The sequence below is a fragment of the Kitasatospora sp. NPDC093550 genome (assembly GCF_044764985.1).
GTDB lineage: Bacteria > Actinomycetota > Actinomycetes > Streptomycetales > Streptomycetaceae > Kitasatospora.
The window spans coordinates 292808-316951 of record NZ_JBIWJF010000001.1; the positions used below are offsets into that span (position 1 = coordinate 292808).

The 24144-nt window shown below is 75.7% G+C and carries 16 protein-coding genes; 13 read left to right on the top strand and 3 right to left on the bottom strand.

Annotation, left to right across the window (positions count from 1 at the left end; genetic code table 11):
• Positions 1–137 precede the first annotated feature (137 nt).
• The 6 genes from ACIRD3_RS01265 (at position 138) to ACIRD3_RS01290 (ending at position 5899) form a co-directional block, all read left to right on the top strand.
• Entirely contained in the window at positions 138–920 is a 783-nt protein-coding gene (locus ACIRD3_RS01265) for a 2,3-dihydro-2,3-dihydroxybenzoate dehydrogenase (protein WP_402209726.1), read from the top strand.
• Positions 921–1163: 243 nt separating this feature from the next.
• Positions 1164–2375 (top strand): isochorismate synthase DhbC, encoded by a 1212-nt coding sequence (dhbC, locus tag ACIRD3_RS01270; RefSeq protein WP_402209729.1) that lies wholly within the window; start codon positions 1164–1166, stop codon positions 2373–2375.
• Positions 2372–4048: a (2,3-dihydroxybenzoyl)adenylate synthase gene (locus ACIRD3_RS01275; RefSeq protein ID WP_402209731.1), complete on the top strand. Its 1677-nt coding sequence runs from the start codon at positions 2372–2374 to the stop codon at positions 4046–4048. Before dhbC ends, ACIRD3_RS01275 begins: the two co-directional genes overlap by 4 nt.
• Before the next feature lie 29 nt (positions 4049–4077).
• Entirely contained in the window at positions 4078–4824 is a 747-nt protein-coding gene (locus ACIRD3_RS01280) for an isochorismatase family protein (RefSeq protein WP_402209733.1), read from the top strand.
• Entirely contained in the window at positions 4821–5054 is a 234-nt protein-coding gene (locus tag ACIRD3_RS01285; protein WP_402209736.1) for a phosphopantetheine-binding protein, read from the top strand. Before ACIRD3_RS01280 ends, ACIRD3_RS01285 begins: the two co-directional genes overlap by 4 nt.
• Positions 5055–5143: 89 nt before the next feature.
• On the top strand, positions 5144–5899 hold the full coding sequence (locus ACIRD3_RS01290) for an AMP-binding protein (RefSeq protein WP_402209738.1): 756 nt from the start codon (positions 5144–5146) through the stop codon (positions 5897–5899).
• 110 nt (positions 5900–6009) lie between these two features.
• On the opposite strand, the gene ACIRD3_RS01295 is transcribed toward ACIRD3_RS01290, so the two are convergent.
• Positions 6010–7179, bottom strand: a complete 1170-nt coding sequence (locus tag ACIRD3_RS01295; RefSeq protein WP_402209741.1) for a M20 family metallopeptidase — start codon at positions 7177–7179, stop codon at positions 6010–6012.
• 119 nt (positions 7180–7298) lie between these two features.
• On the opposite strand from ACIRD3_RS01295, the gene ACIRD3_RS01300 reads away from it, so the two are divergent.
• The 4 genes from ACIRD3_RS01300 (at position 7299) to ACIRD3_RS01315 (ending at position 17286) form a co-directional block, all read left to right on the top strand.
• On the top strand, positions 7299–14996 hold the full coding sequence (locus tag ACIRD3_RS01300; RefSeq protein ID WP_402209744.1) for an amino acid adenylation domain-containing protein: 7698 nt from the start codon (positions 7299–7301) through the stop codon (positions 14994–14996).
• On the top strand, positions 14993–15178 hold the full coding sequence (locus tag ACIRD3_RS01305; RefSeq protein WP_402209747.1) for an MbtH family protein: 186 nt from the start codon (positions 14993–14995) through the stop codon (positions 15176–15178). The genes ACIRD3_RS01300 and ACIRD3_RS01305 overlap by 4 nt, the downstream gene beginning before the upstream one ends.
• Before the next feature lie 131 nt (positions 15179–15309).
• Entirely contained in the window at positions 15310–16668 is a 1359-nt protein-coding gene (locus tag ACIRD3_RS01310; RefSeq protein ID WP_402210741.1) for a DHA2 family efflux MFS transporter permease subunit, read from the top strand.
• 42 nt (positions 16669–16710) lie between these two features.
• Positions 16711–17286 carry a Uma2 family endonuclease gene (locus ACIRD3_RS01315; RefSeq protein ID WP_402209750.1) on the top strand — a complete coding sequence of 192 codons (576 nt, stop codon included), beginning with the start codon at positions 16711–16713 and terminating at the stop codon, positions 17284–17286.
• A 57-nt stretch (positions 17287–17343) separates the two neighbouring features.
• On the opposite strand, the gene fes is transcribed toward ACIRD3_RS01315, so the two are convergent.
• Positions 17344–18492, bottom strand: coding sequence for an enterochelin esterase (fes, locus tag ACIRD3_RS01320; RefSeq protein ID WP_402209753.1), 1149 nt, complete (start codon positions 18490–18492; stop codon positions 17344–17346).
• Positions 18493–18536: 44 nt separating this feature from the next.
• Positions 18537–20717 carry a Fe(3+)-hydroxamate ABC transporter permease FhuB gene (fhuB, locus tag ACIRD3_RS01325; RefSeq protein WP_402209755.1) on the bottom strand — a complete coding sequence of 727 codons (2181 nt, stop codon included), beginning with the start codon at positions 20715–20717 and terminating at the stop codon, positions 18537–18539.
• A gap of 129 nt (positions 20718–20846) precedes the next feature.
• On the opposite strand from fhuB, the gene ACIRD3_RS01330 reads away from it, so the two are divergent.
• The 3 genes from ACIRD3_RS01330 to ACIRD3_RS01340 all read left to right on the top strand — a co-directional run bounded on the left by ACIRD3_RS01330 (position 20847) and on the right by ACIRD3_RS01340 (position 24018).
• A complete protein-coding gene (locus ACIRD3_RS01330; protein ID WP_402209758.1) occupies positions 20847–21875 on the top strand; it encodes an ABC transporter substrate-binding protein in 1029 nt (342 codons plus the stop codon).
• A gap of 27 nt (positions 21876–21902) precedes the next feature.
• Positions 21903–22721 (top strand): ABC transporter ATP-binding protein, encoded by an 819-nt coding sequence (locus ACIRD3_RS01335; RefSeq protein WP_402209761.1) that lies wholly within the window; start codon positions 21903–21905, stop codon positions 22719–22721.
• A 94-nt stretch (positions 22722–22815) separates the two neighbouring features.
• On the top strand, positions 22816–24018 hold the full coding sequence (locus ACIRD3_RS01340) for a PQQ-dependent sugar dehydrogenase (RefSeq protein ID WP_402209763.1): 1203 nt from the start codon (positions 22816–22818) through the stop codon (positions 24016–24018).
• Positions 24019–24144: the final 126 nt, after the last annotated feature.

A 24144-nucleotide genomic window follows, 5' to 3' on the forward strand; every position in this document is an offset into this window, starting at 1 on the left:
CGAGACGGATCGTTCTGTCTCCTCAGTGCGCGCCGGTCGCCGGATGTCCGAACTGACGCTCGCACAGGCTCTCGGCGTAGGCGAACAACTGTGTTAGGTTAGGCTTGCCTAATCTTGCTGGTCGGAGGGGATGTCCTGTGCAGCAGCAGTCCGAATTCGCCGGTGCCGTCGCGGTGGTCACCGGGGCCGGGCAGGGCATCGGCGCCGCCGTCGTCCGGGCGCTGGTGGCCGAGGGAGCCGTCGTCGCGGCGGTGGACCGCAACGCCGGTTCGCTGGACGCGTTGGTGGCGGAGCTCCCGGCCGTCCGGCCGTACGTGCTGGACGTGTCCGACGGCCAAGCCGTGAACGGCGTCGTCGAGTTGATCGAACGACAGCTCGGGCCGATCGCCGTACTCGCGAACGTCGCGGGCATCCTGCGCACCGCGCCGGTCGTCGAACTCACCGACGCCGACTGGGCGGACACCTTCGCCGTCAACACCACCGGGGTGTTCCACGTCAGTCGCGCGGTCGGGCGGCGGATGGCCCGGCGCGGACGCGGGGCCGTCGTGACCGTCGGATCCAACGCCGCCGGGGTGCCGCGAGCCGGAATGGCCGCCTACGCGGCGTCCAAGGCGGCGGCCACCATGTTCACCCGCTGCCTGGGGCTGGAGCTCGCGCGGTCCGGGGTGCGGTGCAACGTGGTGTCGCCCGGATCGACCGACACCGAGATGCAGCGCGCGCTGTGGGGCGAGGACACCGCGGCGGCCGAACAGCGGGTGATCGAGGGAGACTTGGCCGCCTGGCGGGTCGGCATCCCGCTCGGGCGGATCGCCGCGCCCGCCGACATCGCGGAGGCCGTGGTGTTCCTGGCCTCCGAGCGCGCACGACACATCACCATGCACGACCTGTACGTCGACGGCGGCGCGACCCTGCGCGCCTGATCCGCCGCCTGAGCCCCCTAGCCCCCTGAGCTCCCCCGAGTCGCCTGATCCGCCTGATCCGCCTGATCCGCCTGATCCGCCTGATCCGCCTGATCCGCCTGATCCGCCTGATCCGCCTGATCCGCCTGATCCGCCCGTTCGGCGCGCCGTTTCGGGCCGCCGGCGGCCCCGCGCATCCGCCGTCCGACTCCCCGCCGTAGACCGGCGCCCCCCGTAGACCCGTCCCAGACTGGAGAATCCACCGTGACCACGGTGCCCCACGCCCCGGCGGCCCCCACCGCGGGCGGCCCCGACCACGCCGTCATCGGCGCGGCCAGCGGACTGCTCGGCCAGTACCGGGCCGCCGCCGACGAGACCTTCTTCGCCTCGCCGACCCGCACCCTGCTCACCTCCGGTGTGCACGCCCGGGTGCCCCAGGACGGGCGGCCGCTGCCCGTACGGGTCGCCGCGACGCTGGCCGCCGCCGACGCCGCCGGGGTCGAACGACCCCTGGTGGTCGGCGCGGTGGCCTTCGACCGGGACGGCCGGGCCGAGCTCGCCGTGCCCGAGCGGGTCCGAACGGCCGGGGCGCTGCGCGACGATCCGCTGATCGCGCTGCCCGCGCCGCCGGCCGAGCGGATCGACTGGCGGATCCGGCAGGTGCCCGAGCCGCAGGCGTACGGCGCCGGTGTCGCGGCGGCCGTCGAGCGGCTGCGCGGTGGGGAGTTGAGCAAGGTGGTGCTGGCCCGGACGCTCGAGCTGGACGCCGCCGAACCGCTCGACCTGCCCGCCATCCTCCAGCGGCTGGCCCGCCGGGATCCGGGCGGCTACAGCTTCGCCGTCCCGGCGGGCGGCGGCCGCACCCTGATCGGGGCCAGCCCCGAACTCCTGCTCTCCCGGCGGGGAACGGCCGTGCTGGCCAACCCGCTGGCCGGCTCGGTACCGCGCAGCGAGGACCTGGGCGAGGACGTCCGCCGCGCCGCCGCGCTGCTGGAGTCTCCCAAGGACCTGCACGAGCACGCCGTCGTGGTGGACGCCATCCGCGAGGCGCTGGCGCCGTACTGCCGCGGCCTGGAGGTGCCCGAACGGCCCACTCTGGTCCGGACGGCGGCGATGTGGCACCTGGCCACCACGATCAGCGGCGAGCTGGCCGACCCGGCGGTCTCCGCCCTGGAGCTGGCCTGCGCGCTGCACCCGACACCGGCCGTCTGCGGCACCCCGACGGACGCGGCGCGCCGGGTGATCGGCGAGGTCGAACCCTTCGACCGGGGCCTCTACACCGGGATGGTCGGCTGGGGCGACGCGGCCGGCGACGGCGAGTGGGTGGTCACCATCAGATGCGCGGAGGCGGACGAGCGCACCCTGCGGGTGTACGCGGGTGCGGGCGTGGTCGACCGGTCCCGGCCGGAGGACGAACTCGCCGAGACCAGCGCCAAGTTCCGCACCTTCCTGGACGCCGCGGGGGTGTCCCGGTGACGGCGCCCGCCCCCGGGACGGTCCCGGACGGATTCACCCCGTACCCCGCCGAGTTCGCCGAGCGCTACCGGGCCGCCGGGTACTGGCGCGGCGAGACCTTCGGACGGATGCTGCGCGAGCGCGCCGCCGCGCACGGCGAGCGGATCGCCGTCGTCGACCCCGGAGGCCACTCGGTGGCCGCGACGGAACGGCGCTGGACGTACGCCGAACTGGACCGCCGGGCCGACCGGATGGCCGCCGGGCTGCTCGCCCGGGGGATCGGTGCCGGGGACCGCGTGGTCGTCCAACTTCCCAACGCCGCCGAGTTCTTCGAGGTGGTCTTCGCACTGTTCCGGATCGGGGCGCTGCCGGTCTTCGCGCTGCCCGCGCACCGGTACACCGAGATCGGCCACTTCTGCTCCTTCACGGGCGCGGCGGCGTACGTCGTGCCGGGCCTCGACGGCGGCTTCGACTACCGCGAACTCGCTTCCCGGGTCCGGGCGGAGAACCCCGGACTGCGGCTGGTGCTGGTGGCCGGCGAGGACGCGGGCGAGCACGTCCGGCTGGCGGACGTGCCCTGCGACGGGCCCGGGCCCGCGCGCGAACCCGAGCCCGGGGACGTCGCCTTCCTGCAGCTCTCGGGCGGCAGCACCGGCGTGCCGAAACTGATCCCGCGCACCCACGACGACTACATCTACTCGCTGCGCGGCTCGGTCGAGCTGTGCGCGCTGGACGCGGACGGCGTGTACCTGTGCGTGCTGCCCGCCGCCCACAACTTCCCGCTCAGCTCGCCCGGTTCGCTCGGCGCGCTGTACGCGGGCGGCCGGGTGGTGCTCTGCCCGCAGCCCAGCCCGGAGACCGCCTTCCCGCTGATCGAGCGGGAGGGCGTGACCATCACCGGACTGGTGCCGCCGCTCGCGCTGCTCTGGCTGGACGCCGCCGAGCGCGGCGCCACCGGCTACGAGAGCCTGCGGGTGCTGCTGGTCGGCGGCGCCAAGTTCAGCACGGAGGCGGCCCGTAGGGTGCGGCCGGTGCTGGGCTGCACCCTCCAGCAGGTGTTCGGGATGGCCGAGGGCCTGGTCAACTACACCCGGCTGGACGACCCGGAGGAGCTGATCACCACCACCCAGGGCCGTCCGATCTCCCCGGACGACGAGGTCCGCGTGGTCGACGACCAGGACCGCGACCTGCCCGACGGCACCACCGGCCACCTGCTGACGCGCGGCCCGTACACCATCCGCGGCTACTGGAACGCCCCGGAGCACAACGCCGACTCCTTCACGGCGGACGGCTTCTACCGCACCGGGGACCTGGTCCGGCGGACCCCGACCGGCCACCTGGTGGTCGAGGGGCGGGCCAAGGACCAGATCAACCGGGGCGGTGAGAAGGTCGCCGCCGAGGAGATCGAGAACCACCTGCTCGCGCACCCCGCCGTGCACGACGCGGCGGTGGTGTCGATGCCCGACCCGTACCTCGGCGAGCGGACCTGCGCGTACGTCGTGCTCCGCGCCGAGCACCGCGAACAGCCGCCGAAGGGCGTCGAGTTGAAGCGGTTCGTGCGGCAGCGCGGGCTGGCCGACTACAAGGTGCCGGACCGGATCGAGTTCGTCGAGGCCTTCCCCGCCACCGGCATCGGCAAGGTCAGCAAGAAGGACCTGCGCGCCGCCGTCCAGGCCTCCCTGAAGGCCAGTTGAACCCCCCGTCTACCGAAGGAACGACCACCGTGGGCCTGCCCCGCATTCCCTCCTATCCGCTGCCCGCCGCCGAGGAGCTGCCCGCCAACCGGGTCGCCTGGTCGGTGGACCCGGCGCGCGCCGTCCTGCTGGTGCACGACCTGCAGAACCACTTCCTGGGCGCGTTCGACGCCGAGGCCGCCCCGGTGCCCGAACTCCTCGACCACGTCGCCGGCTTGGCCAAGGCGGCCGGCGCCGCCGGCGTCCCGGTCGTGTACTCGGCGCAGCCGGGCGGCCAGAGCCCGGCCGAGCGCGGACTGCAGCAGGACTTCTGGGGCCCCGGCATCCCGGACGACCCGCACGCCACCGCGATCGCCGACGCCGTCGCGCGGGACGCGGGCGACACGCTGCTGACCAAGTGGAAGTACAGCGCCTTCGTGCGCACCGAGCTGGAGCGGCTGCTGCGCGAGCAGGGCCGGGACCAGCTGGTGATCACCGGTGTGTACGCGCACATCGGCGTGCAGGCCACCGCCTGCGACGCCTGGATGCGGGACGTCCAGGCCTTCGTGGTGGCCGACGCGGTCGCCGACTTCGGGCCCGAGGAGCACCGCGCGGCCCTGGCCTGGGTGGCCGGACGCTGCGGGGTGGTCACCACGACGGCGGCGGTGCGCGCGGTGCTCGACGGGGCGGCGGGCGGGGCTTCCGGCGGGGACGGAGCGTTGGGCGGGGCTGCCGGCGGGGCTCCTGGCGGGGCTTCCGGCGGGGCGACGGACACGGGCGAGGTGGACGGGAAGTGACGGGCGTGGGCTTCACGGTGGAGCGGATCCGGGCCGAGGTCGCCGACCTGCTCGGCGAGGACCCGGCGGACATCCCACTGGACGAGAACCTGGTCGACTGGGGGCTGGACTCCATCCGGCTGATGACGCTCGCCGAGCGCTGGCGGGCGGAGGGCGCCGAGGTGTCCTTCGTCCGGCTGGCGGAGCGTCCGGCGCTGGAGGCCTGGGCCGAGCTGCTGGGCGCGGCCTGATGGAGGCGATCGTCCGGGTGCCCGCCCGGGGTGCTGCCCCGCGGGAGACAGCCGATGCTGCCATCGGATCGCCGTGGGAGGGGGCCGCGGTGCCGGCGCCGGTGGACGTGCCGAGCGCGGCGCCTTCGCTGCCCCGGCGCACGGTCACGTACCCGGCGACCACCCTGATCGGGCCGGTCGAGGCGCAGGCGGCGCGGACCCCGGACGCGCCGGCGCTGGTGCTCGCGGGCCGGGAGACCGTCGACTACCGGGAGTTGAACGCCTCGGCCAACCGTCTGGCGCGTGCCCTGACCGCCCGTGGGGCCGGGCCCGGCACGGTGGTCGGCCTGGCGGGCTTCCGGAAGCCGGCCGAGCTGCTGACGGCCCTGCTGGCGGTGGTGAAGTCGGGGGCGGCGTACCTGCCGCTGGACCCGGCGGACCTCCCCGGGCGGCGGGAGCGACTGCTCGCCGAGAACGACCCGGTGTGCGTGCTGGGGGAGGGCGCGCCGGGGGCACTCACCGGTCCGGAGACGGACGGCGAGCTGCCCACGGACCCGCCGAGGGCGCTCACCCCGCAGCACCTGCTCTGCGTCGGGTACGGCCCGGGCGGGCGCCCGGCCGCCGTCCGGCTCACCCATGCCGAGGCGGACCGCCGGGTGCGCGAACTGCAGGCGGAGCACCCGCTCGGCCCGGGTGACCGGGTGCTGCAACTGGGACTTCCGCTCTGGGAGTTCCTCTGGCCGCTGCGGACCGGCGCCGCCGTGGTGCTCGCGGACCCGCGGCGGGAGGGGGAGCTCGGGGCGCTGGTCCGGGAGCTGGGCGTGACGGCGGTGCGGGTGGCTCCGGCGGCATTGCCGGGCGGATGACGGGGGGCGGCGGCGAACAGGATTCAGATGACAACGTTCAGCGAACAGATGATGAAATCTGTCATCTGAAATCTGTTCGCTGAAAGTCGTCGACTGTCACTTGTTCGCTGTCAGTCGTCAGCCGTCACTCGTTCGCCGTCATCCGTCCACCGTCCTCCGTCGGCCGCCGCCAGGTCCGCCGCCGTCCAGGCCATCGCCACCGCGCCGTCCAGCACCGCCCGCTCCGCCTCCGGGCCCAGCGCCGCCTCGGCGAACGCCGCCTCGTGCGGGGCGCAGGCGCCGCCGGTGATGTCCAGGACCGGATGGATCGAGGGCACCACGTGCGACACGTTCCCCATGTCCGTACAGGCGAAGGGCCCGCGCTCGACCGGCTCCGGTCGACCGAGCGCCGCCGCGTTGGCCCGCCACAGGGTCAGCAGCCCCGGATCGGAGCGCATGTCCAGGTAGTCCGGCTCCGGTCGGGCCAGTTCCACCTCGCAGCCCGTGGCGAGCGCCCCGGCGCGGAAGCAGTCCTCGACCCGGGCGCGCAGCTCCGCGAGGTCCTCGGCCGCCGAGGCCCGGATCTCGTACTCGGCGCTCGCGCTGTCGGGGATCAGGTTCGGTGCCGTCCCGGCGCCCGTGGTGATGCCGTGCACCCGCCAGTGCGGCGGGAGTTGCTGGCGCAGCAGTCCGATCGCGACCTGGGCGACGGTGAGCGCGTCGGCGGCGTTGCGGCCCTCGTGGGGGTTGAGGCTCGGGTGGGCGGCGCGCCCGGTGTAGCGGACGGACAGTGTGCCGAGCGCGAAGGAGCGGAAGTCGGCGACCTCGACCGGGCAGGGGTGGACCATCATCGCCGCGTCCACCCCGGCGAAGGCCCCGGCGTCCAGCAGCAGCGCCTTGCCCGCCCCGCGCTCCTCGGCCGGTGCGCCGATCACCCGTACGGTGAGCCCGAGTTGTGCGACATGCGGGGCGAGGCCGAGCGCCGCGCCGAGGCCGGCGGCGGCGATCAGGTTGTGTCCGCAGGCGTGTCCGAGGCCGGGCAGGGCGTCGTACTCGCACACCAGGGCGACGGTGACCGGCCCGCTGCCGAGGGTCGCGCTGAACGCGGTGGCCAGGCCGTGGGCGGGCGCGGTGACGGAGTAGCCGTGCTCGCGCAGCAGTTCGGCGCACCAGGCGGCCGCGCGGTGCTCCTCGAAGGCGGTCTCGGGGTGGGCGTGGATGCGGCGGCTGAGCGCGAGCAGTTCCGTGCGGTGCGCGTGGACGCGGTCGCGGACGGCCTGCTTGGTCGCGGACAGGGGCATGGCTGGCGTCTCCGGGGTGTCAGGGCCGGTCCCTTCCGGGGCCGTTGACCAGTTCCTATGAAGTTAGATTAGGCTAACCTAAGTAAGCCGTTCCGGATCCCCGAGGAGCTCTCCGAACCATGCCCGCCGCCGAGACCCAGACTGGCGACATCCCGACCGGCGACATCCCGGCCGTCGAGGCCCCGACCGGTGAGACCCCGACTGGCGACAGCCTGACCGGTGAGGCCCCGACCGGCGCACGCCCCGAAGGCGACATCCCGCTGCTCGCCGCGCAGGCCGCCATCTGGTACGCCCAGACGCTCGAACCCGCGAGCCCGGTCTACAACACCGGCGACGCCGTCGAGATCGCCGGCCCGCTCGACGAGGAGCGGTTCGAGCGGGCGCTGCGGCAGGCCGTGGCGGAGGCGCAGGCGCTCGGTGCGGTCGTCGTCACCGGTCCGGACGGCGCGCCCCGGCAGCGGCTGAGGCCCGACCGCGCGTGGCCGCTGCACCGCCTGGACCTCCGTGCCGAGCCCGCCTCCCAGGCCGGGGCGAAGGCCGAGGCCGAGGCCTGGATGCGCGCCGACCTCGCCCGTCCGGCCGACCTCGCCGAGGGCCCGCTGTTCACCCACGCGCTCATCCGGCTCACCGACGAACGGTGGATCTGGTACCGGCGGATCCACCATCTCGCCGTCGACGCCTACGCGTTGACCCTCCTCGGCGAGCGGGTCGCCGCGCTGTACCGCGCCCACTCCACCGGCACCGAGCCGACCCCGAACCCGTTCGCCGACCTCGCCGAGGCCGCCGCCGAGGAGGCCGCCTACCGCGAGGGCGAGGAGTACCGGGCCGACCGCGCCCACTGGTCCGCCCGGATGGCCGGCGCCGACACCCCGGCGACCCTGCCGGCCACCCCGGCAGCCGCCCCCAGCACTCCGGGTACCCCCGCCGCCCCGGCCGCCGCCCCCGCCGCCCCAGGGGCTCCCACCGCCCCGGGAGCCCCCGTCCGCGAAGCCCGCCCGGCCCCGCTGCGCCTCACCGCCGACCTCCCCGCCGGCACCCGCGACCGCCTGGAGCGCGCCGCCGACGCCGTCCGCGCCACCTGGGCCGAACTGCTCCTCGCCGCCACCGCCGGCTACCTGCACCGGCTGTCCGGCAGTCCGGACGTCGTCCTCGGCCTGCCGCTCGCCAACCGCCGCGGCCCGGTCGCCCTGCGCACCCCCGTCGCCACCGCCAACGTGCTGCCGCTGCGCCTGGCCGTCCACCCCGCCGACAGCGCCGAGGCGCTGCTGCGCCGGGTGGTCCGCGAGCTGCGCGCCGTGCGCCGCCACCAGCGCTACCCGCTGGAGGACCTGCGCCGCGACCTCGGCCGCACCGGCGACCGCCGCGCCCTGTTCGGCCCGATGGTCAACATCAAGGCCTTCGAGGGCGACCTCGACCTGGCCGGCCTGCCCGGCACCGTCCGCAACCTCGCCGCCGGACCGGTCGACGACCTCGCCCTGAACGTCTCGCCCGGCCCGGAGGGCGCGCTGCGCCTGGTCATCGACGCCGACCCGACCCGCTACGGCGCCGCCTCCCTCGCCGCCCACCGCGACGGCCTGCTGCGCTACCTCGACGCCCTCGCCGAGCTGCTGCTCACCGCCCCGACGACGCCGATCGCCCGGATCGAGCTGCTCGACGCGGACGGCCTGCGCCAGGCCACCGCCGGTCGTACCGAACCGCCGGTCGAGCGGACGGTGCCCGAGCTGTTCGCCGCCCAGGCCGCCCGCACCCCGCAGGCCGTCGCCGTCCGCTGCGGCACGAGCGCCCTGACGTACGGGCAGCTCGACACCGCCGCGAACCGCCTCGCCCACCGGCTGACCGCGCTCGGCGTACGGGACGGCGCGCCGGTCGCCATCGCCCTGCCGCGCGGCCTGGACACGCCGGTCGCGATGCTCGCCGTCCTCAAGGCCGGTGGCGCCTGCGTCTCCCTCGACCTCACCCACCCCGGGCAGCGGCTCGCCGCCGTCCTGGCCGACGCCCGCCCGGTCTGCGCGATCGGCACCCCCGACGCCCTCGCCGGCCTCGCCGCACTCGACCTGCCCGCCGACGTGCCCGCAGGCCTGCTCGCCGACCTGCCCGCCCTGCAGCCAGGCGCGGCCGGGGGCGATGACGAGACCGAAGGCGAGGACACCGCCGAGGACGAGCCGCTGACCGCCCCGCCCGCGCCGCAACTCCACCACGCCGCGTACGTGTTGCACACCTCCGGCTCCACCGGCCGTCCCAAGGGCGTCGTGGTCACCCACGCCTCGCTGGCCAACCTGCACGCCGGCCTCGCCGAGGACCACATCGCCCCCGCCGTCCGGCGCACCGGCCGCGAGCGCCTGCGCGTCGCCCACAGCGCCTCGTTCGCCTTCGACGCCTCCTGGGACCCGGTGCTCTGGATGGTCCACGGCCACGAACTGCACCTGCTGGACGACGCCACCTACCGTGACCCGGCTGCTCTGGCCGCCCACCTCGACCGCGAGCGCATCGACTACCTCGACCTCACCCCCTCCTACCTCGAAGTCCTCATCGCCGAGGGGATCCTGGACGAGGGCCGGCACCGCCCGTCGGTCCTCGTGGTCGGTGGCGAGGCCACCCCGCCCGCCCTGTGGCGGCGCCTGACCGCCGTCCCCGGTCTGCACCCGGTCGACCTCTACGGACCGACCGAGACCACCGTCGACGCCTACGCCTGGACCCCGGGTCCGGACGGTGCCCCGGTCGGCCGGGTGGTGCGCGGCTCCCGCGCCTACGTCCTGGACGGCTCGCTGCGCCCCGTGCCCGACGGCGTGACCGGCGAACTGTACGTCGCCGGCGCCTGCTTGGCCCGCGGCTACCTCGGCCGCCCCGACCTCACCGCCGAACGCTTCGTCGCCGACCCCTTCGGCCCGCCCGGCAGCCGGATGTACCGCACCGGCGACCTCGCCCGCCGCCACCCGTGGGGGTCCCCCCGGTCGGAGGCCGGGGGAGGCACCCTGGAGTTCCTCGGCCGCGCCGACGACCAGGTGAAGATCCGCGGCTTCCGGGTCGAGCCCGGCGAGACCGCCGCGGTGCTGGCCGAACTGCCCGGCGTGGCCCAGGCCGTGGTGATCGCCCGCCCCGGTCCGCAGGGCACCCGACTGCTCGGCTACGCCGTCCCCGCGCCCGGCGGCACCCCGGACCCGGAGGCGCTGCGCGACGCGCTCGCCGCCCGGTTGCCCGCGCACATGGTCCCGGCGGCCGTGCTGCTGCTGGACGCCCTGCCACGCACCGCCCACGACAAGCTCGACCACCGCGCCCTGCCCGAGCCGGCCGCCACCGCCGAGGGGGCCGCCGCGGCCACGCCCCGGGAGGAGCTGGTCTGCGGGCTGTTCGCCGACGTCCTCGGCCTGCCGCGGGCACCCGGCCGGGACGCCTCCTTCTTCGACCTCGGCGGTCACTCGCTGCTCGCCGGCCGGCTGGCCGCCCGCCTGCGCCAGACCTTCGCCGCCCCGGTCGGGTTCGCCGACGTGTTCCGCCACCCGACCCCGGCCGGCCTCGCCCGCCTGCTCGACGGACTGCGCGACGGGCTGCGCGACGGCCCGCTCGACCGCGCGGAGGCCGCCGACGCCGACGCGGCCGCAAGCCCCGAACGCCCCGCCCCGGACCCCGCCCCCGCCCTCGTGCCCGTCCCGCGCACCGAGCGGATGCCGCTCTCGCCCGCCCAGCGCGGCCTCTGGTTCCTGCACCGCCTCGAAGGCCCCAGCCCCACCTACAACATCCCGCTCGCCCTCACCCTCACCGGCCCGCTCGACCGGCCCGCCCTCGCCCTCGCCCTCGGCGACCTCGTCGCCCGCCACGAGGTCCTGCGCACCGTCTACGGCGAGGAGCCGGACGGCACGCCGTACCAGCGGATCCTGCCCGCCGGGCCGATCGAACTGCACCAGGGTTCGGGAGAGTTGACCGAGACCGTCCGCCACGCCTTCGACCTGACCACCGAACCGCCGCTGCGAGCCACGCTGTTCTCCGCCGGCCCGGACCGGCACACGCTGCTCCTGCTGCTGCACCACATCGCGGGCGACGGTGCCTCCACCACCCCCCTGGTCCGCGACCTGGCCGCCGCCTACACCGCCCGGCTCGCCGGCCGCGCGCCCGAACTGCCCGCGCTTCCGCTCCAGTTCGCCGACCACGCGGCCCGGCAGTACCGGCGCCTCGGCACCGCGGACGCGCCCACCCCGCTCGCCCTCCGGCAGGCGGAGTACTGGCGCACCACGCTCGCCGGGCTGCCCGACCAGCTGGAGCTGCCCACCGACCGCCCCCGCCCGGCCGTCGCGGGCCACCGGGGTGCCACCGTGCCCTTCGCCCTCGACGCCACCGCCCACAGCGCCCTCGCCGAACTCGCCCGGGCCGCCGGCGGCACCGTCTTCATGGCCGTCCAGGCCGGCCTCGCCGCGTTGCTCACCCGGCACGGCTGCGGCACCGACATCCCCGTCGGCACCCCGGTGGCCGGGCGCGAGGACGAGGAAACCGCCGCGCTGGTGGGCTACTTCGTCAACTCGGTGGTCGTGCGCATCGACACGTCCCCCCGCTCCGCCGGGGACTCCCCCGCGGGCGAGCCGACCTTCCGCGAGCTGCTGGCCCGGGTGCGCGCCGCCGTCCTCGGCGCCCACGAACACGCCGACCTGCCCTTCGACCGCCTGGTCGAGGAGCTCAACCCGGCCCGCTCGCTCGCCCGGCACCCGCTGTTCCAGGTGATGCTCGCCTGGCAGAGCCGCCCGGACGAGCCCCTCGCGCTGGGCGGCGGCCTCACCGCCGAGATCACCGCCGTCCCCAGCGGCACCGCCAAGTTCGACCTCACCCTCAACGCGGGCGAACTGCCCGGTGGCGGCATCGGCGGCTTCCTGGAGTACCGCACCGACCTCTTCGACGCCGCCACCGTGGCGGCGCTCGCCGAACGCCTGGCCCGGCTGCTCACCGCCGCCGCCACCGCCCCCGACACCCCGATCGGGCGGCTCCCGCTGATCGGCGAGGAGGAGCGGCGCCGGGCCCTGGTCGCGTGGAACACCGCGACCCCGGTGCCCGGCCCGTCCGCCACGACCGCCGCCGAGTCCGCCACCCTGCCCGAGCTGTTCCGGGCCGGCGCCGAGTCCGCCACCCTGCCCGAGCTGTTCCAGACCGCCGCCGAGGCCAACCCGCACGCCATCGCCGTCAGTTACCAGGGCGCGCAGCTCGACTACACCGAGCTCGCCGCCCGCGCCGACCGCTTGGCCCGCCTGCTGACCGCCGGCGGCATCGGCCCCGGCACCACCGTCGCCCTCGCCCTGCCGCGCTCGCTCGAACTCGTCGTCGCCCTGCTGGCGGTGACCAAGTCCGGCGCCGCCTACCTGCCGCTCGATCCCGACTACCCGGCCGACCGCCTCGCCTACATGCTCGCCGACGCCGCCCCCGCCGCCCTGCTCACCGACCGTGCCACCGCGACCCGGCTGCCCGCCCACGAGGTGCCCCGGATCCTCGTCGACGGACCGGAGGCCGAACGCTACCCGGCCGTCCCGCTCGCCCCGCACGAGCGCACCCGCCCGCTGCGGGCCGAGGACACCGCGTACGTCATCTACACCTCAGGCTCCACCGGCCGCCCCAAGGGCGTGCCCGTCACCCACCGCAACGTGGTCCGGCTGTTCACCGCCACCGACCACTGGTTCGGCTTCGGCGCCGAGGACGTCTGGACGCTCTTCCACTCCTACGCCTTCGACTTCTCCGTCTGGGAGCTGTGGGGCGCCCTGCTGCACGGCGGCCGGCTGGTCGTCGTCCCGCACCTGGTCAGCCGCGACCCGGCCGCCTTCCTCGAGCTGCTCGCCCGCGAGCGCGTCACCGTGCTCAACCAGACGCCCTCCGCGTTCTACCAGCTCAGCGCCGCCGACCGGGACCGCCCCGGCAGCGATCTCGCCCTGCGCTACGTGGTGTTCGGCGGCGAGGCGCTCGAACTCGGCCGGCTGGACGACTGGTACTCCCGGCACGCCGAGGGCGCGCCGACCCTGGTCAACATGTACGGCATCACCGAGACCACGGTGCACGTCTCGTACGTCGCCCTCGACCGGGCGAGCGCCGCCGCCGGGAGTAGCAGCACCATCGGCGTCAACATCCCCGACCTGCGGGTCTACGTGCTCGACCAGCACCTGCAGCCCGTCCCGCCCGGCGTCACCGGCGAGATGTACGTGGCCGGGGCGGGTCTCGCCCGCGGCTACCTCGGCAGGCCCGGACTCACCGCCACCCGCTTCGTCGCCGACCCGTACGCCGGACTGTTCGGCGAACGCGGCACCCGGATGTACCGCTCCGGCGACCTCGCCCGGCGCCGCGCCGACGGCGTCCTGGAGTACTTCGGCCGCGCCGACCAGCAGGTCAAGCTGCGCGGCTTCCGGATCGAACTCGGCGAGATCGAGGCCGTGTTGGCGGCCCACCCGGCCGTCGCCGACGCGGCGGTGATCGTCCGCGAGGACGCGCCCGGCGACAAGCGACTGGTCGGCTACGCCGTGGCCGGCGCTGCCGCTGCCGCTGCCGCAGCAGCAGTACCAGTACCAGTAGCAGCAGCAGCCGACGGCGACGGCGACGGCGGAGGCAGCTCCGCCGGGCGCCCCGCGAGCGTCACGCCCGAGGAACTCCGTGCCCACGCCGCCGCCGAACTGCCCGTCCACATGGTGCCGTCCGCCGTCGTCCTGCTGGACCGCCTGCCGCTGACCGCCAACGGCAAGCTGGACCGCCGGGCCCTGCCCGCCCCCGAGGCGCCCGCCGGCGGTGCCGGCCGCCCGCCGCGCACCCCGCGCGAGCAGCAGCTCTGCGCACTGTTCGGCGAGGTCCTGGGCGTGGCTGAGGTCGGCGTGGAGGACGACTTCTTCGCCCTCGGCGGGCACTCGCTGCTGGTCGTGCGCCTCGCCGGGCGGATCCGCGAGGTGCTCGGACTGGAGGTCGGCATCGGCACGCTCTTCCAGGCGCCCACCGTGGCCGCCCTCGATGCGGCACTCGCGGCCGGAGCGGAGGACACCGACGCCCTGGACGTGCTGCTCCCGCTGCGGCCCGCGGCCCCCGGACGGCAGCGCCCGCTGTTCGCCGTCCACCCGGCCGGCGGCCTCAGCTGGTGCTACACCGGGCTGATCCGCCACCTGCCCGGGGACGTGCCGATCTACGGCCTGCAGGCCCAGGGAGTCGGCGCGGCCACCGCCGCCGAGCCGCTGCCCGGCACCCTGGAGGAGCTGGCCGCGCACTACGCCGACCGGCTGCGCGAGGTCCAGCCCGAGGGGCCGTACCGGCTGCTCGGCTGGTCCACCGGCGGAATCATCGCCCACGCGCTCGCGGTCCGGCTCCAGGAGCTCGGCCAGGAGGTCGAGTTGCTCGCCATCCTGGACGCCTACCCGGCCGAGGGCTTCCGCGAGCTGCCCGTCCCCGACCAGGCCGAGGCCCTGGAGGCGCTGCTCACCATGGGCGGCTTCGGACCGGCCGACCTCGCCGGGCGGCCGCTCGAAATCGACGCCGTCACCGAGCTGTTGCGCCGCGAGGGCAGCCCGCTCGCCGGACTCGACGACGCCACGGTGGCCGCGCTCAACCGGATCTACCTCAACACCAACCACCTGGTGCGCGGCTACGACCACCGCCGCTTCGAGGGCGACGTGCTGTTCTTCCGCGCCACCGTCGACACCGTCGACGACGCCCTGGTGCCCGCGCTGTGGACCCCGTACGTGTCCGGCCGGATCGCCGACACCGACGTGGCCTGCTCCCACAAGGACATGACCCTGCCCGCCCCGATCGCGCACATCGCGAGCGTGATCGCCGACCACCTGACGACGACCGACGATGGAGAGGACCACCGATGAGTGACGCCCCCGCCAACCCCTTCGACGCCGACGGCGAGTTCCTCGCCCTCGTCAACCCCGAGGGACAGCACTCGCTGTGGCCCGCCTTCGCCGCCGTCCCGGCCGGCTGGGACGTCGCCCACGGCCCGTGCGGCCGGGCGGCCGCGCTGGAGTGGATCAGCGCGCACTGGACCGCCCTGTGACCCCTCCCGAGGCCCCCGACGCCCAGGCCGCCGCCGCCCCAGCACCTGCCGCCGCGGTCCCGGACGCCAAGGTCCCGGACACCCAGGTCCCGGACACCCAGGTCCCGGACGCCCAGGCCCCGGCGCGCCCCCTGCTCGCGGGGCGCGCCGCGGTGGTGGTCGTCTACACGGCCGCGATGTGCATGAACGGCCTGGACTCGACCATCGTCAACCCCGCGCTGTTCGGCATCGCCGAGGACTTCGGCCGGCCGGTCCCGGCGGCCAACGCCGTGGAGACCGCCTTCCTGGTCGGCCTCGCCCTCGGCCTGCCGGTGGCGGGCTGGCTCGGCGACCGGTACGGCGTCAAGCGGGTCTTCCTCGGCGCGCTGAGCGCCTTCACCCTCGCCTCCGCGCTGTGCGCCGCCGCACCCGGCCTCGGCCCGCTGGCGGCCGCGCGCGCCGTCCAGGGCGTGGCGGGCGGACTGCTCACCCCGGTCGGGATGACCCTGCTGTTCCGGGCCTTCGCCCCGCACGAGCGGGCCGGCCTGGGCCGGATCCTGATCGTCCCGACCGCCCTGATGCCCGCCCTCGGGCCGCCGCTCGGCGGCTTCCTCACCGAACACCTCTCCTGGCACTGGCTGTTCCTGGTGAACCTGCCGATCGGGGCGGCCGCCGTCACGCTCGGGCTGCTCGGCCTGCGCGGCGCGGAGGAACCCCCGGCCGGCCGCTTCGACACCACCGGATTCCTGCTCGCCACCCCCGGACTCGGCCTGCTGACCTACGCCCTCGGCTTCGGCCCGGCGCACGGCTGGTCCTCCCCGGGCGTGGCGCTCGCCGGTGTCGCCGGCCTGAGCCTGCTGGGCGCCGCCGTCCGGCACCAACTCCGCGCCGAAGAACCGCTGGTGGACCTACGGCTGCTCGCCGACCGGACCTTCGGGGCGGCGAGCTGGGCGGCCCTGCTCACCTCGGCCGGACTGATGGGCGCGCTGTTCGCCCTGCCGCTGCTCTACCAGGCCGCGCTCGGCGCCTCGGCCCTCGACGCCGGACTGAGCGTCTTCCCGGAGGCGATCGGCCTGATGGCCGCCTCCCAGGTGGTGGACCGCCTGCTGCCCCGTCTCGGACCGCGCCGCCTCGCCCTGCCCGGCCTGCTGCTCGCCGCCGCGGTCCTCGCCGCACTCGGCTACGCGGAGAACCCGTGGCTGGTCCGGGCCCTGATGTTCGGCGTCGGCCTCATCCTGGGCACCGCCGTCCTCACCGTCCAGATCACCGGCTTCGCCGACGTCCCCCCACCCGCGATGGGCCGCGCGATGGGCCTGTTCACCATCCTGCGCACCCTCGGCGGCGCCCTCGGCATCGCCGCCACCGCCGCCCTCGTCGCCGCCCTCCCCACCGACTCCGGCACCACCCCCTACCGCCTCGCCCTCCTCCTCACCGCCGCCCTGGTCGCCGCCGCCACCCTCCTCGCCGCCCGCCTCCCCACCAGCCCCCCGGCCCCGCCCCCGGAGGACTGACCACCTTGCGGATCCCTCCTCCGCTGCCCAGGCTGCCGTAGGGTGGTCGGAGCACCGGAGGAGTCCCCGTATGAACCCTGTCACTACCGCCTGCTCGAAGAGGCGCGGCGCAGCCTCCCGGACGGCTTCAAGGCCGAGCTGTCGGGCGAGCTGATCGTCCTGCAGGCACCGCCCGGGCCGATCCACCAGCTCAACCTTGCGATCGTCCAGCGCCAGTTCGAGGCGCACTGCCCGGCCGGCTACTTCCCGACCGGGAACAGCGACCTCTCCTCGCCGGAGGTCGGTTCCGTCCGGAATCCCGACCTCACGTACCTGCCCGAGGACGTGATCGAGCTGGGCCGGGAGATCCCCGCCGAACTGGCGTTGATCGCGGTCGAGATCGTCTCGCCCTCCAATCCCGACAACGACTGGACCGGAAAGGTCCGCGACTACCCGCGAATGGGCTTCCCGCTCTACCTGATCGTGGATCCGCGGCAGAAGACCGTGACGCTGTTCTCCGAGCCGAACCGCGACCGCTACCACACCCGGACGGAACGGGAGTTCGGCGAGACCATCCGCATCCCCGAGCCGTTCGGCTTCGAGCTGGACCTGACCCGGCTGGTGCCCTACCGGGACTGAGCCGGGCCCGCCTTCGCCGGGCGGGCCTCGGTGGCCGGCGGCGCGGGCCGGTCCGCGCTATCTCGTCCCCGCGGGTGCGGCCGTCGAGGCCGGCGTTCCGAGCAGGTGGGCGAGTCCGTCGGCCAGGCCGCCGCGCCAGCAGGCGTAGTCGTGGCCGCCGTTGAACTCGCGGTAGGCGAGGTCGTAGCCGCGCGCCCGCAGGACGTCCCGCAGGTGGCGGTTCTGGGTGAGCAGCATCCACTCCTGCAGTCCGACCTCCACGTAGAAGCGGGCCGCGCGCTGTTTGCCGGTGGCGAACCGCCGGGTCAGCCATTCGCTGCCCTCGTCGAACTCGGTCTCGTCGGGCCACCAGAAGGAGCCGGACTGGCAGAGCGCGTTGCCGAAGCGTTCGGGGCGCCGGTAGGCGGCGTAGGCGGCGGTGAGGCCGCCCGCGCTCTGGCCCGCGACGACGGTGCGGGCCGGGTCGGCGGTCGCGCCGAACTCCTGTGCGGCCCAGGGGAGGAGACGGTCGGCGAGGAGGTCGACGAAGGCCGGGTTGCAGCTGAGGTCGTCGGGCCGTCGGGGGCCCATGGTGTGGACGAGCAGGGCCACGGTGGGCGGGATCGCGCCGTCGGCGGTGAGGTTGTCCAGGGTGTCGCCGACGGACAGCACCTCGCCCCACATCTCGCCGTCGAGCAGCACCGCCACCGGGTACGGGCCGGAGCCGGTCTCGTGCCCCGCCGGGAGGTGGACGTCCACCCGCCGTCCGGCGACGGCGTGCGGCACCGTCCGGCCGCGCGGCACGCCCTCCCGCCGCCGGACGTACGGCTGCGCGGGCGCCTCCGGCAGGCTGAGCACCGAGGAGGGGTGGCGGCCGTCGCGGGCGGGCAGCCGGGGTTCGGTGTCGTAGGGGTCGGGGCGGGCGTGGTCGAGGACGCGCACCCAGTCGGGGCGGCTGGTGCCGGGGGCCTCGCCGCGGAACGGGTAGAGCTGGTACGAGGCCCGGTGGTCGGCGCGCAGCCGGTAGGTGATCGACCACCCGCCGTCGGCCTGACGTTCCATCAGGTTCCTTGTCAGGTCGCCGGAGTGGCGATCCTTGTCGGTCACGGTGTGCAGCAGGGCGAGGACGCCGTCGCACTCCTCGCCGTGGTGGGTGAGGGTGACCAGGCGGTAGGCGGGGTCGTCGGGGTCGGGGGCGACGACGGGAGGGGTGTCGGGGGTTTCCACGGGGGTTTCCACGGGGGTTTCCACAGCGATGACTCCAAGGGTCTTCACGGGGTGCTGCCCTTGCGGCCGAGCAGCACCCAGAGCAGGAAGGGACCGCCCAGGACGGTGGTGACGATGCCGACGGGGATCTCGACCCCGCCGATCAGCACCCGTCCGAGGGTGTCCGCGAGGACGACGAGCAGGGCGCCGGTCAGCGCCGAGCCCAGGACCGGTACGCGTGCGGGTCCGGCCAGGCGTGCGGCGATCACGGGCGCGGCCAGCGCCACGAAGCCGACCGGCCCGCAGACGCCGACCGCCAGTCCGGCGAGCGCGACCGCCAGCAGCAGACCGGCGAGCCGGACCCGGCCGGGGTCGACACCCAGGGCGGAGGCGACGTCGTCGTCGAAGCGCAGCACCGCCAGCCGCCGGGCGACTCCCAGGGCGAGCGGCACCAGCGCGGCCAGCCCGATCAGGACGGGCGTGGCGACGGCGTGGTCCCGCCCGTTGAGGCTGCCGGAGGTCCAGACGTACAGCGAGCCCGCCGAGTTGAGCGAGCGGCGGGCCAGCGCGACCTGGATGACCGCGGAGGCGAGCGCGGACATCGCGAGGCCGACCACCAGCACCCGGTAGCCGCGGGCGCCGAGCCCGCCGGAGACGAGGGTGACGACCAGCACGGCGGCGAGCGCGCCGAGCGGCCCGGCCCACCAGGCGCCGAAGGTGCCGGAGGCGGTGGCGGAGATCAGCACGGCGGCGGTCGCGCCGTCGTTGACGCCGAGCAGTTCGGGCGTGGCGAGCCGGTTGCGGGCGAGGGTCTGGGTGAGGCAGCCGGCCAGGCCGAGCGCGGCTCCGGCGGCGAGCCCGGCGACGATCCGGCCGAGCCGGAACCTCTGCACCAGCAGCACGTCGAGGCGCTCGCCGTAGCCGAACACGGCCCGGAAGGTGCGGCCGAGGTCGAGTTCGCTCTGCCCGGCGTGCGCGGAGACCACGACGGCGGCGAGCAGCGCGGCGGCCAGGCCGAGGGAGGCGATCAGGGCCCGCCGGGGCAGCAGCAGCGACCAGGCGCCGTACCGCAGCGCCAGGTCGGGCTCGGGGGTGGCTGGTTCGGCGCGCCGTGCGGGTGGGGCGGAGGCCTCGGCGGGGTCGGTCAGGGCGAGGCCGGCGGAGCGCCGGGAGCGGACGATCGCGATCAGCGCGGGGGCGCCGACCAGGGCGACGATCACCGACACCGGCGCCTCGAAGGGCCGGGCGACCACCCTGGCCAGGACGTCGGCGCCGGTCAGCACGGCGGCGCCGAACAGGCCGGCGAGCAGGGTGAGTCGTCCGACCCGGGGGCCGGCGACGGCCCGGGCGAGGAAGCCCGCGAGCAGGCCGAGGAAGGAGATCGGGCCGGACAGGGCGACGGCCGAGGCGGTCAGCAGGGTGACGGCGAAGGCGACGGCGGCCCGGGTGGCGCCGGGCCGGTGGCCGAGGCCGCGGGCGAGGTCGTCGCCGAGGGCGAGCGCCGTCAGCGGCCGGGTGGTGAGCAGGGCGAGCAGGAAGCCGGCACCGAGCACGGGGGCGAGCCGGCCCAGGGTGGCCCAGCCCTCCACCCCGGACAGTGAGCCGAGCACCCAGACCCGGTAACGGTCGTACGCCTCAGGAGAGTTGACGATCAGCACGCCGGTGAGGCCGCCGAAGGTCGCGCCGACGGCGGAGCCGCCGAGCACCAGCCGCATCGGCGACCCCCCGCCCCGGCTGCCCGCGATCAGCAGTACCAGGGTGCTGGCGAGCACCGCGCCGCCGAAGGCGAAGGCGAGGTACCCGTACGAGGTCTGCACGCCGAGGACGGCGATGCCGAGGACGACGCCCAGGGAGGCGCCGGCGTTGACGCCGAGCAGGCCGGTCTCGGCGAGCGGATTGCGGGTGACGGACTGCAGTTGGGCCCCGGCGACGCCGAGCGCGGCGCCGACCAGCAGGGCGGTGAGGGTGCGGGGGAGTCGCAGGTCGCCGACGACCAGGGCGAGTCGGCCGTCGGCGCGGGCGCCGTCGCGGTTCAGCAGGTAGTCCAGCACCCGTCCGGGGCCGACCTCGCCGGCGCCGACGGACAGCGAGAGCGCGGCCAGCGCGAGCAGCAGGGCCACGGCCCCGAGGGCGACCGGCCAGGTGGGCCGCCCGGGCGCGGACCGGCGCGGCTCCCGTCCTGGTGGCGGAGCGTCCGGCGCGGGGGCGGGGGACGCTTCGTGGACGCCCGCTTGCGACAATGTCATAAGGTAAGGCTAACCTAATGGCCGAGCCGTCCCGTGGGGAACCCCCGCTGCGCACCGCGCGGCGGCCCCGTGCCGCCGCACTGCCCCGACGTCGCTCAACTCCCGTACCACCGTTGCCCGGAGGCACCCATGCCGTTCGCCCGTCGCCCGCTCAGCCCCGTCCGCCGCCGTGCGGCCCAGGCGCTGGCCGTCACCGGGGCGGCCGCCCTCCTGCTCACCGGCTGCGGCTCCTCCGGCTCCTCCTCGTCCGCCTCCTCCCCGGCGGTGGACGCGGCGGCCGGCGGCAACGGCGGGGCCGACGGCGGCGCCGGCGGCAAGCGGACCGTCAAGGACGCCACCGGCAAGGCGGTCGAGGTCCCGGCCGAGCCCAAGCGGATCGTCACCCTCACCCAGGAGGACCTCGACGCGGTGCTCGCCCTCGGCGTCAAGCCGGCCGGCATCACCAACGGACAGGGCCTCAACGAGCCGCCCGCGTACCTGAAGGACAAGGTCCAGGGCGTGCCGGTGGTCGGCAACCTGCTGCAGCCGGTGATGGACAAGGTCATCGCCGCCAAGCCCGACCTCATCCTGGCCGGCGACATGCAGGACGAGCAGATGCTCAAGCAGTTGCGCGAGATCACCCCGGCGACGCTGGTCACCATGGCGCCCACCGACGACTGGAAGCTCGCCTTCCGGGGCATCGGCAACGCCGTCAACAAGCTCGACACCGCCAACAAGGTGATCGGCGACTACGAGACCAAGGCGTCCAAGGCCGGCGGCGAGCTCACCGGGAACAAGGGCGCCGCCGTCTCCATCGTCCGCTGGAACCCCACCGGCCCCAGCTGGATGGAGAAGAAGCAGTTCGCGAGCGGCGTCGCCCTCGACATGGGCCTCACCCGCCCGGCCGCCCAGGACAAGGACGGCAACGCCCACAGCCCGGCGCTCAGCCTGGAGAAGCTCACCGAGATCGACGGCGACTGGCTGTTCCTGTCCACCCTCACCGACGACGGCAGGTCCGCGCTCAAGGACGTCCAGTCCAAGCCCGCCTACCAGGAGCTGAACGCGGTGAAGAACAACCACGTCGTCACCGTGGACGGCTCGGTCTGGTCCACCCGGGGCGGCCCGCTCGCGGCCGACGTCGTCATCGGCGACCTCGCCAAGGCCCTCGGCGGCAACTGAGCGCGCGCCGGATCCGGGGGAGCAGCGATGGAGTTGACGATCGAGGGGCTCACCGCCGGCTACGGCCCGGGGCGCCCGGTGCTCGGCGGGATCGACCTCACCGTCCCGGCCGGGCAGGTGGTGGCGGTGGTCGGGCCGAACGGCTGCGGCAAGTCCACCCTGCTGCGGGCCGTCGCCCGGCTGCACCGGCCCGACGGCGGGCGCGTCCTGGTCGGCGGAGAGGACGTGTGGCGGCTGCGCCCGCGCCAGGCCGCGCACCGGATCGCCCTGCTGCCGCAGAGCCCGCAGGCGCCCGAGGCGGTCACCGTCGCCGGGCTCGTCCGCTACGGCCGCCACCCGCACCAGGGCCTGTTCCGGCAGTGGTCGCCGGACGACGAGCGGCTGACCGCCGAGGCGCTGCGCGCCACCGGCGTCGAGGGGCTCGCCGACCGCCGGCTGGACCGGCTCTCCGGCGGCCAGCGCCAACGGTGCTGGCTCGCCATGGTGCTGGCCCAGGACACCCCCGTCGTCCTGCTGGACGAGCCGACCAGCGCGCTCGACCTCGGGCACGCGGTGGAGGTGCTGGAGCTGGTCCGCCAGGTCGCGGTGGGCGGGCGGACGGTGGTCATGGTGCTGCACGACCTGGCGGCGGCCGCCCGCTACGCGGACCTGCTGGTCGCCCTGCGGGACGGCGCGGTGGTGGCCTGCGGGCCGCCGCGCGCGGTGGTGGACGCGCCGCTGGTGCGAGCGCTGTACGACATCGACAGCCATGTCCTGGCGGCGCCGGGCGACGGCGCCCCGGTCATCGTGCCCCGGGCGCCGGTGGCGGCCCGGCCATCGGTGGTGGCCCGGTCATCGGTGGTGTGAGGGGCGCCGGTGGTGTGACGGCGGGGCGGCGGGGCGGCCGGCGGCGGGTGTGGTGTCCTGGGGGCCACTCCCGCCGCCCACGGAGAGGCCTCCGGTGCACCGTCCCCGCCCCGTCGCCCTGTCGCTGGCCGTCCGGCTGCTGGCCGCCCTGGTCGGCGTCGCCGGCTGCTCGTCCGCGCCCGGGCCCGCGCGGGAGGCGGGTCACGGATCCGCGCAGGCGGCGGGGCCGGTGGTGCGCGCCACCGTCGCGGACGGGCTGGCGGTGCCGTGGGGCGTGGCCGTGCTGCCCGGCGGCGACCTGCTGGTCTCGGAGCGGGACACCGCGCGGATCGTCCGGGTCGCCGCGGCCGTCGCAACCGGCGGGTCGGGCGGGTCGGGCGGGTCCGTCGCGGCCGGTGCGGCCGGTGCGACGGGCGGGGCCGGCGGGACGAAGACCGAGGTGGGCCTCGTCCCCGGTGTGACGGCCGGCGGTGAGGGCGGTCTGCTCGGCCTCGCGCTCTCTCCCTCCTTCGAAGACGACCACCTGGTGTACGCCTACCTCAGCACCGCCGAGGACAACCGGATCGCCCGGTTCACGTACGACTCCGCCCGGCCGTCCGGTTCCCGACTCGGGATCCCTTCCGTGCTGTTGAGCGGGATCCCGCGCGGACCGCGGCACAACGGCGGCCGGATCGCCTTCGGCCCGGACGGCCTGCTCTACGCGGCCACCGGCGACGGCGGCACCGCCGACATCGCCCAGGACAAGGGCTCCTTGGGCGGCAAGGTGCTCCGGCTCACGGCCGACGGCGCCCCCGCCCCGGGCAACCCCTTCCCCGGCTCGCCGGTCTACTCGTACGGCCACCGCAACGTGCAGGGCCTCGCCTGGGACGCCGAATCCCGGCTCTGGGCCTGCGAGTTCGGCGCGGACACCTGGGACGAGCTCAACCTGATCCGGCCCGGCGGCAACTACGGCTGGCCGGTCGTCGAAGGCATCGGCCACCGGCCCGGGTACCTCGACCCCGTCGCCCAGTGGAAGCCCGCCGAGGCGTCCCCGAGCGGGCTCGCGTACGCCGACGGCGCCCTGTGGATGGCCGCCCTGCGCGGCACCCGGCTCTGGCGCGTCCCGGTCGAGGGGGACCACCTCGCCGGCAGCCCGCAGCCGTACCTGGAGGGCGCCTACGGGCGGCTGCGCACGGTCGTCGCCGACCGGGACGGCACGCTGCTGCTCGCCACCGGCAACACGGACGGCCGCGGTGATCCGCGTCCGGGCGACGACCGCGTCCTCCGGCTCACCCTCCCCGGCCCGACGGCGGGGTGACCGCGCACGCCGACCCGGCCCGGCCCGACGCCGTTCGGTCCGCGCCCGGTTCCGGGACCGCGCTCCGCTCCCGACCCGCAGCCCGACCGGCCTAGTTCACCTGTTCGAGGGGTTTGGGGGCCGTAG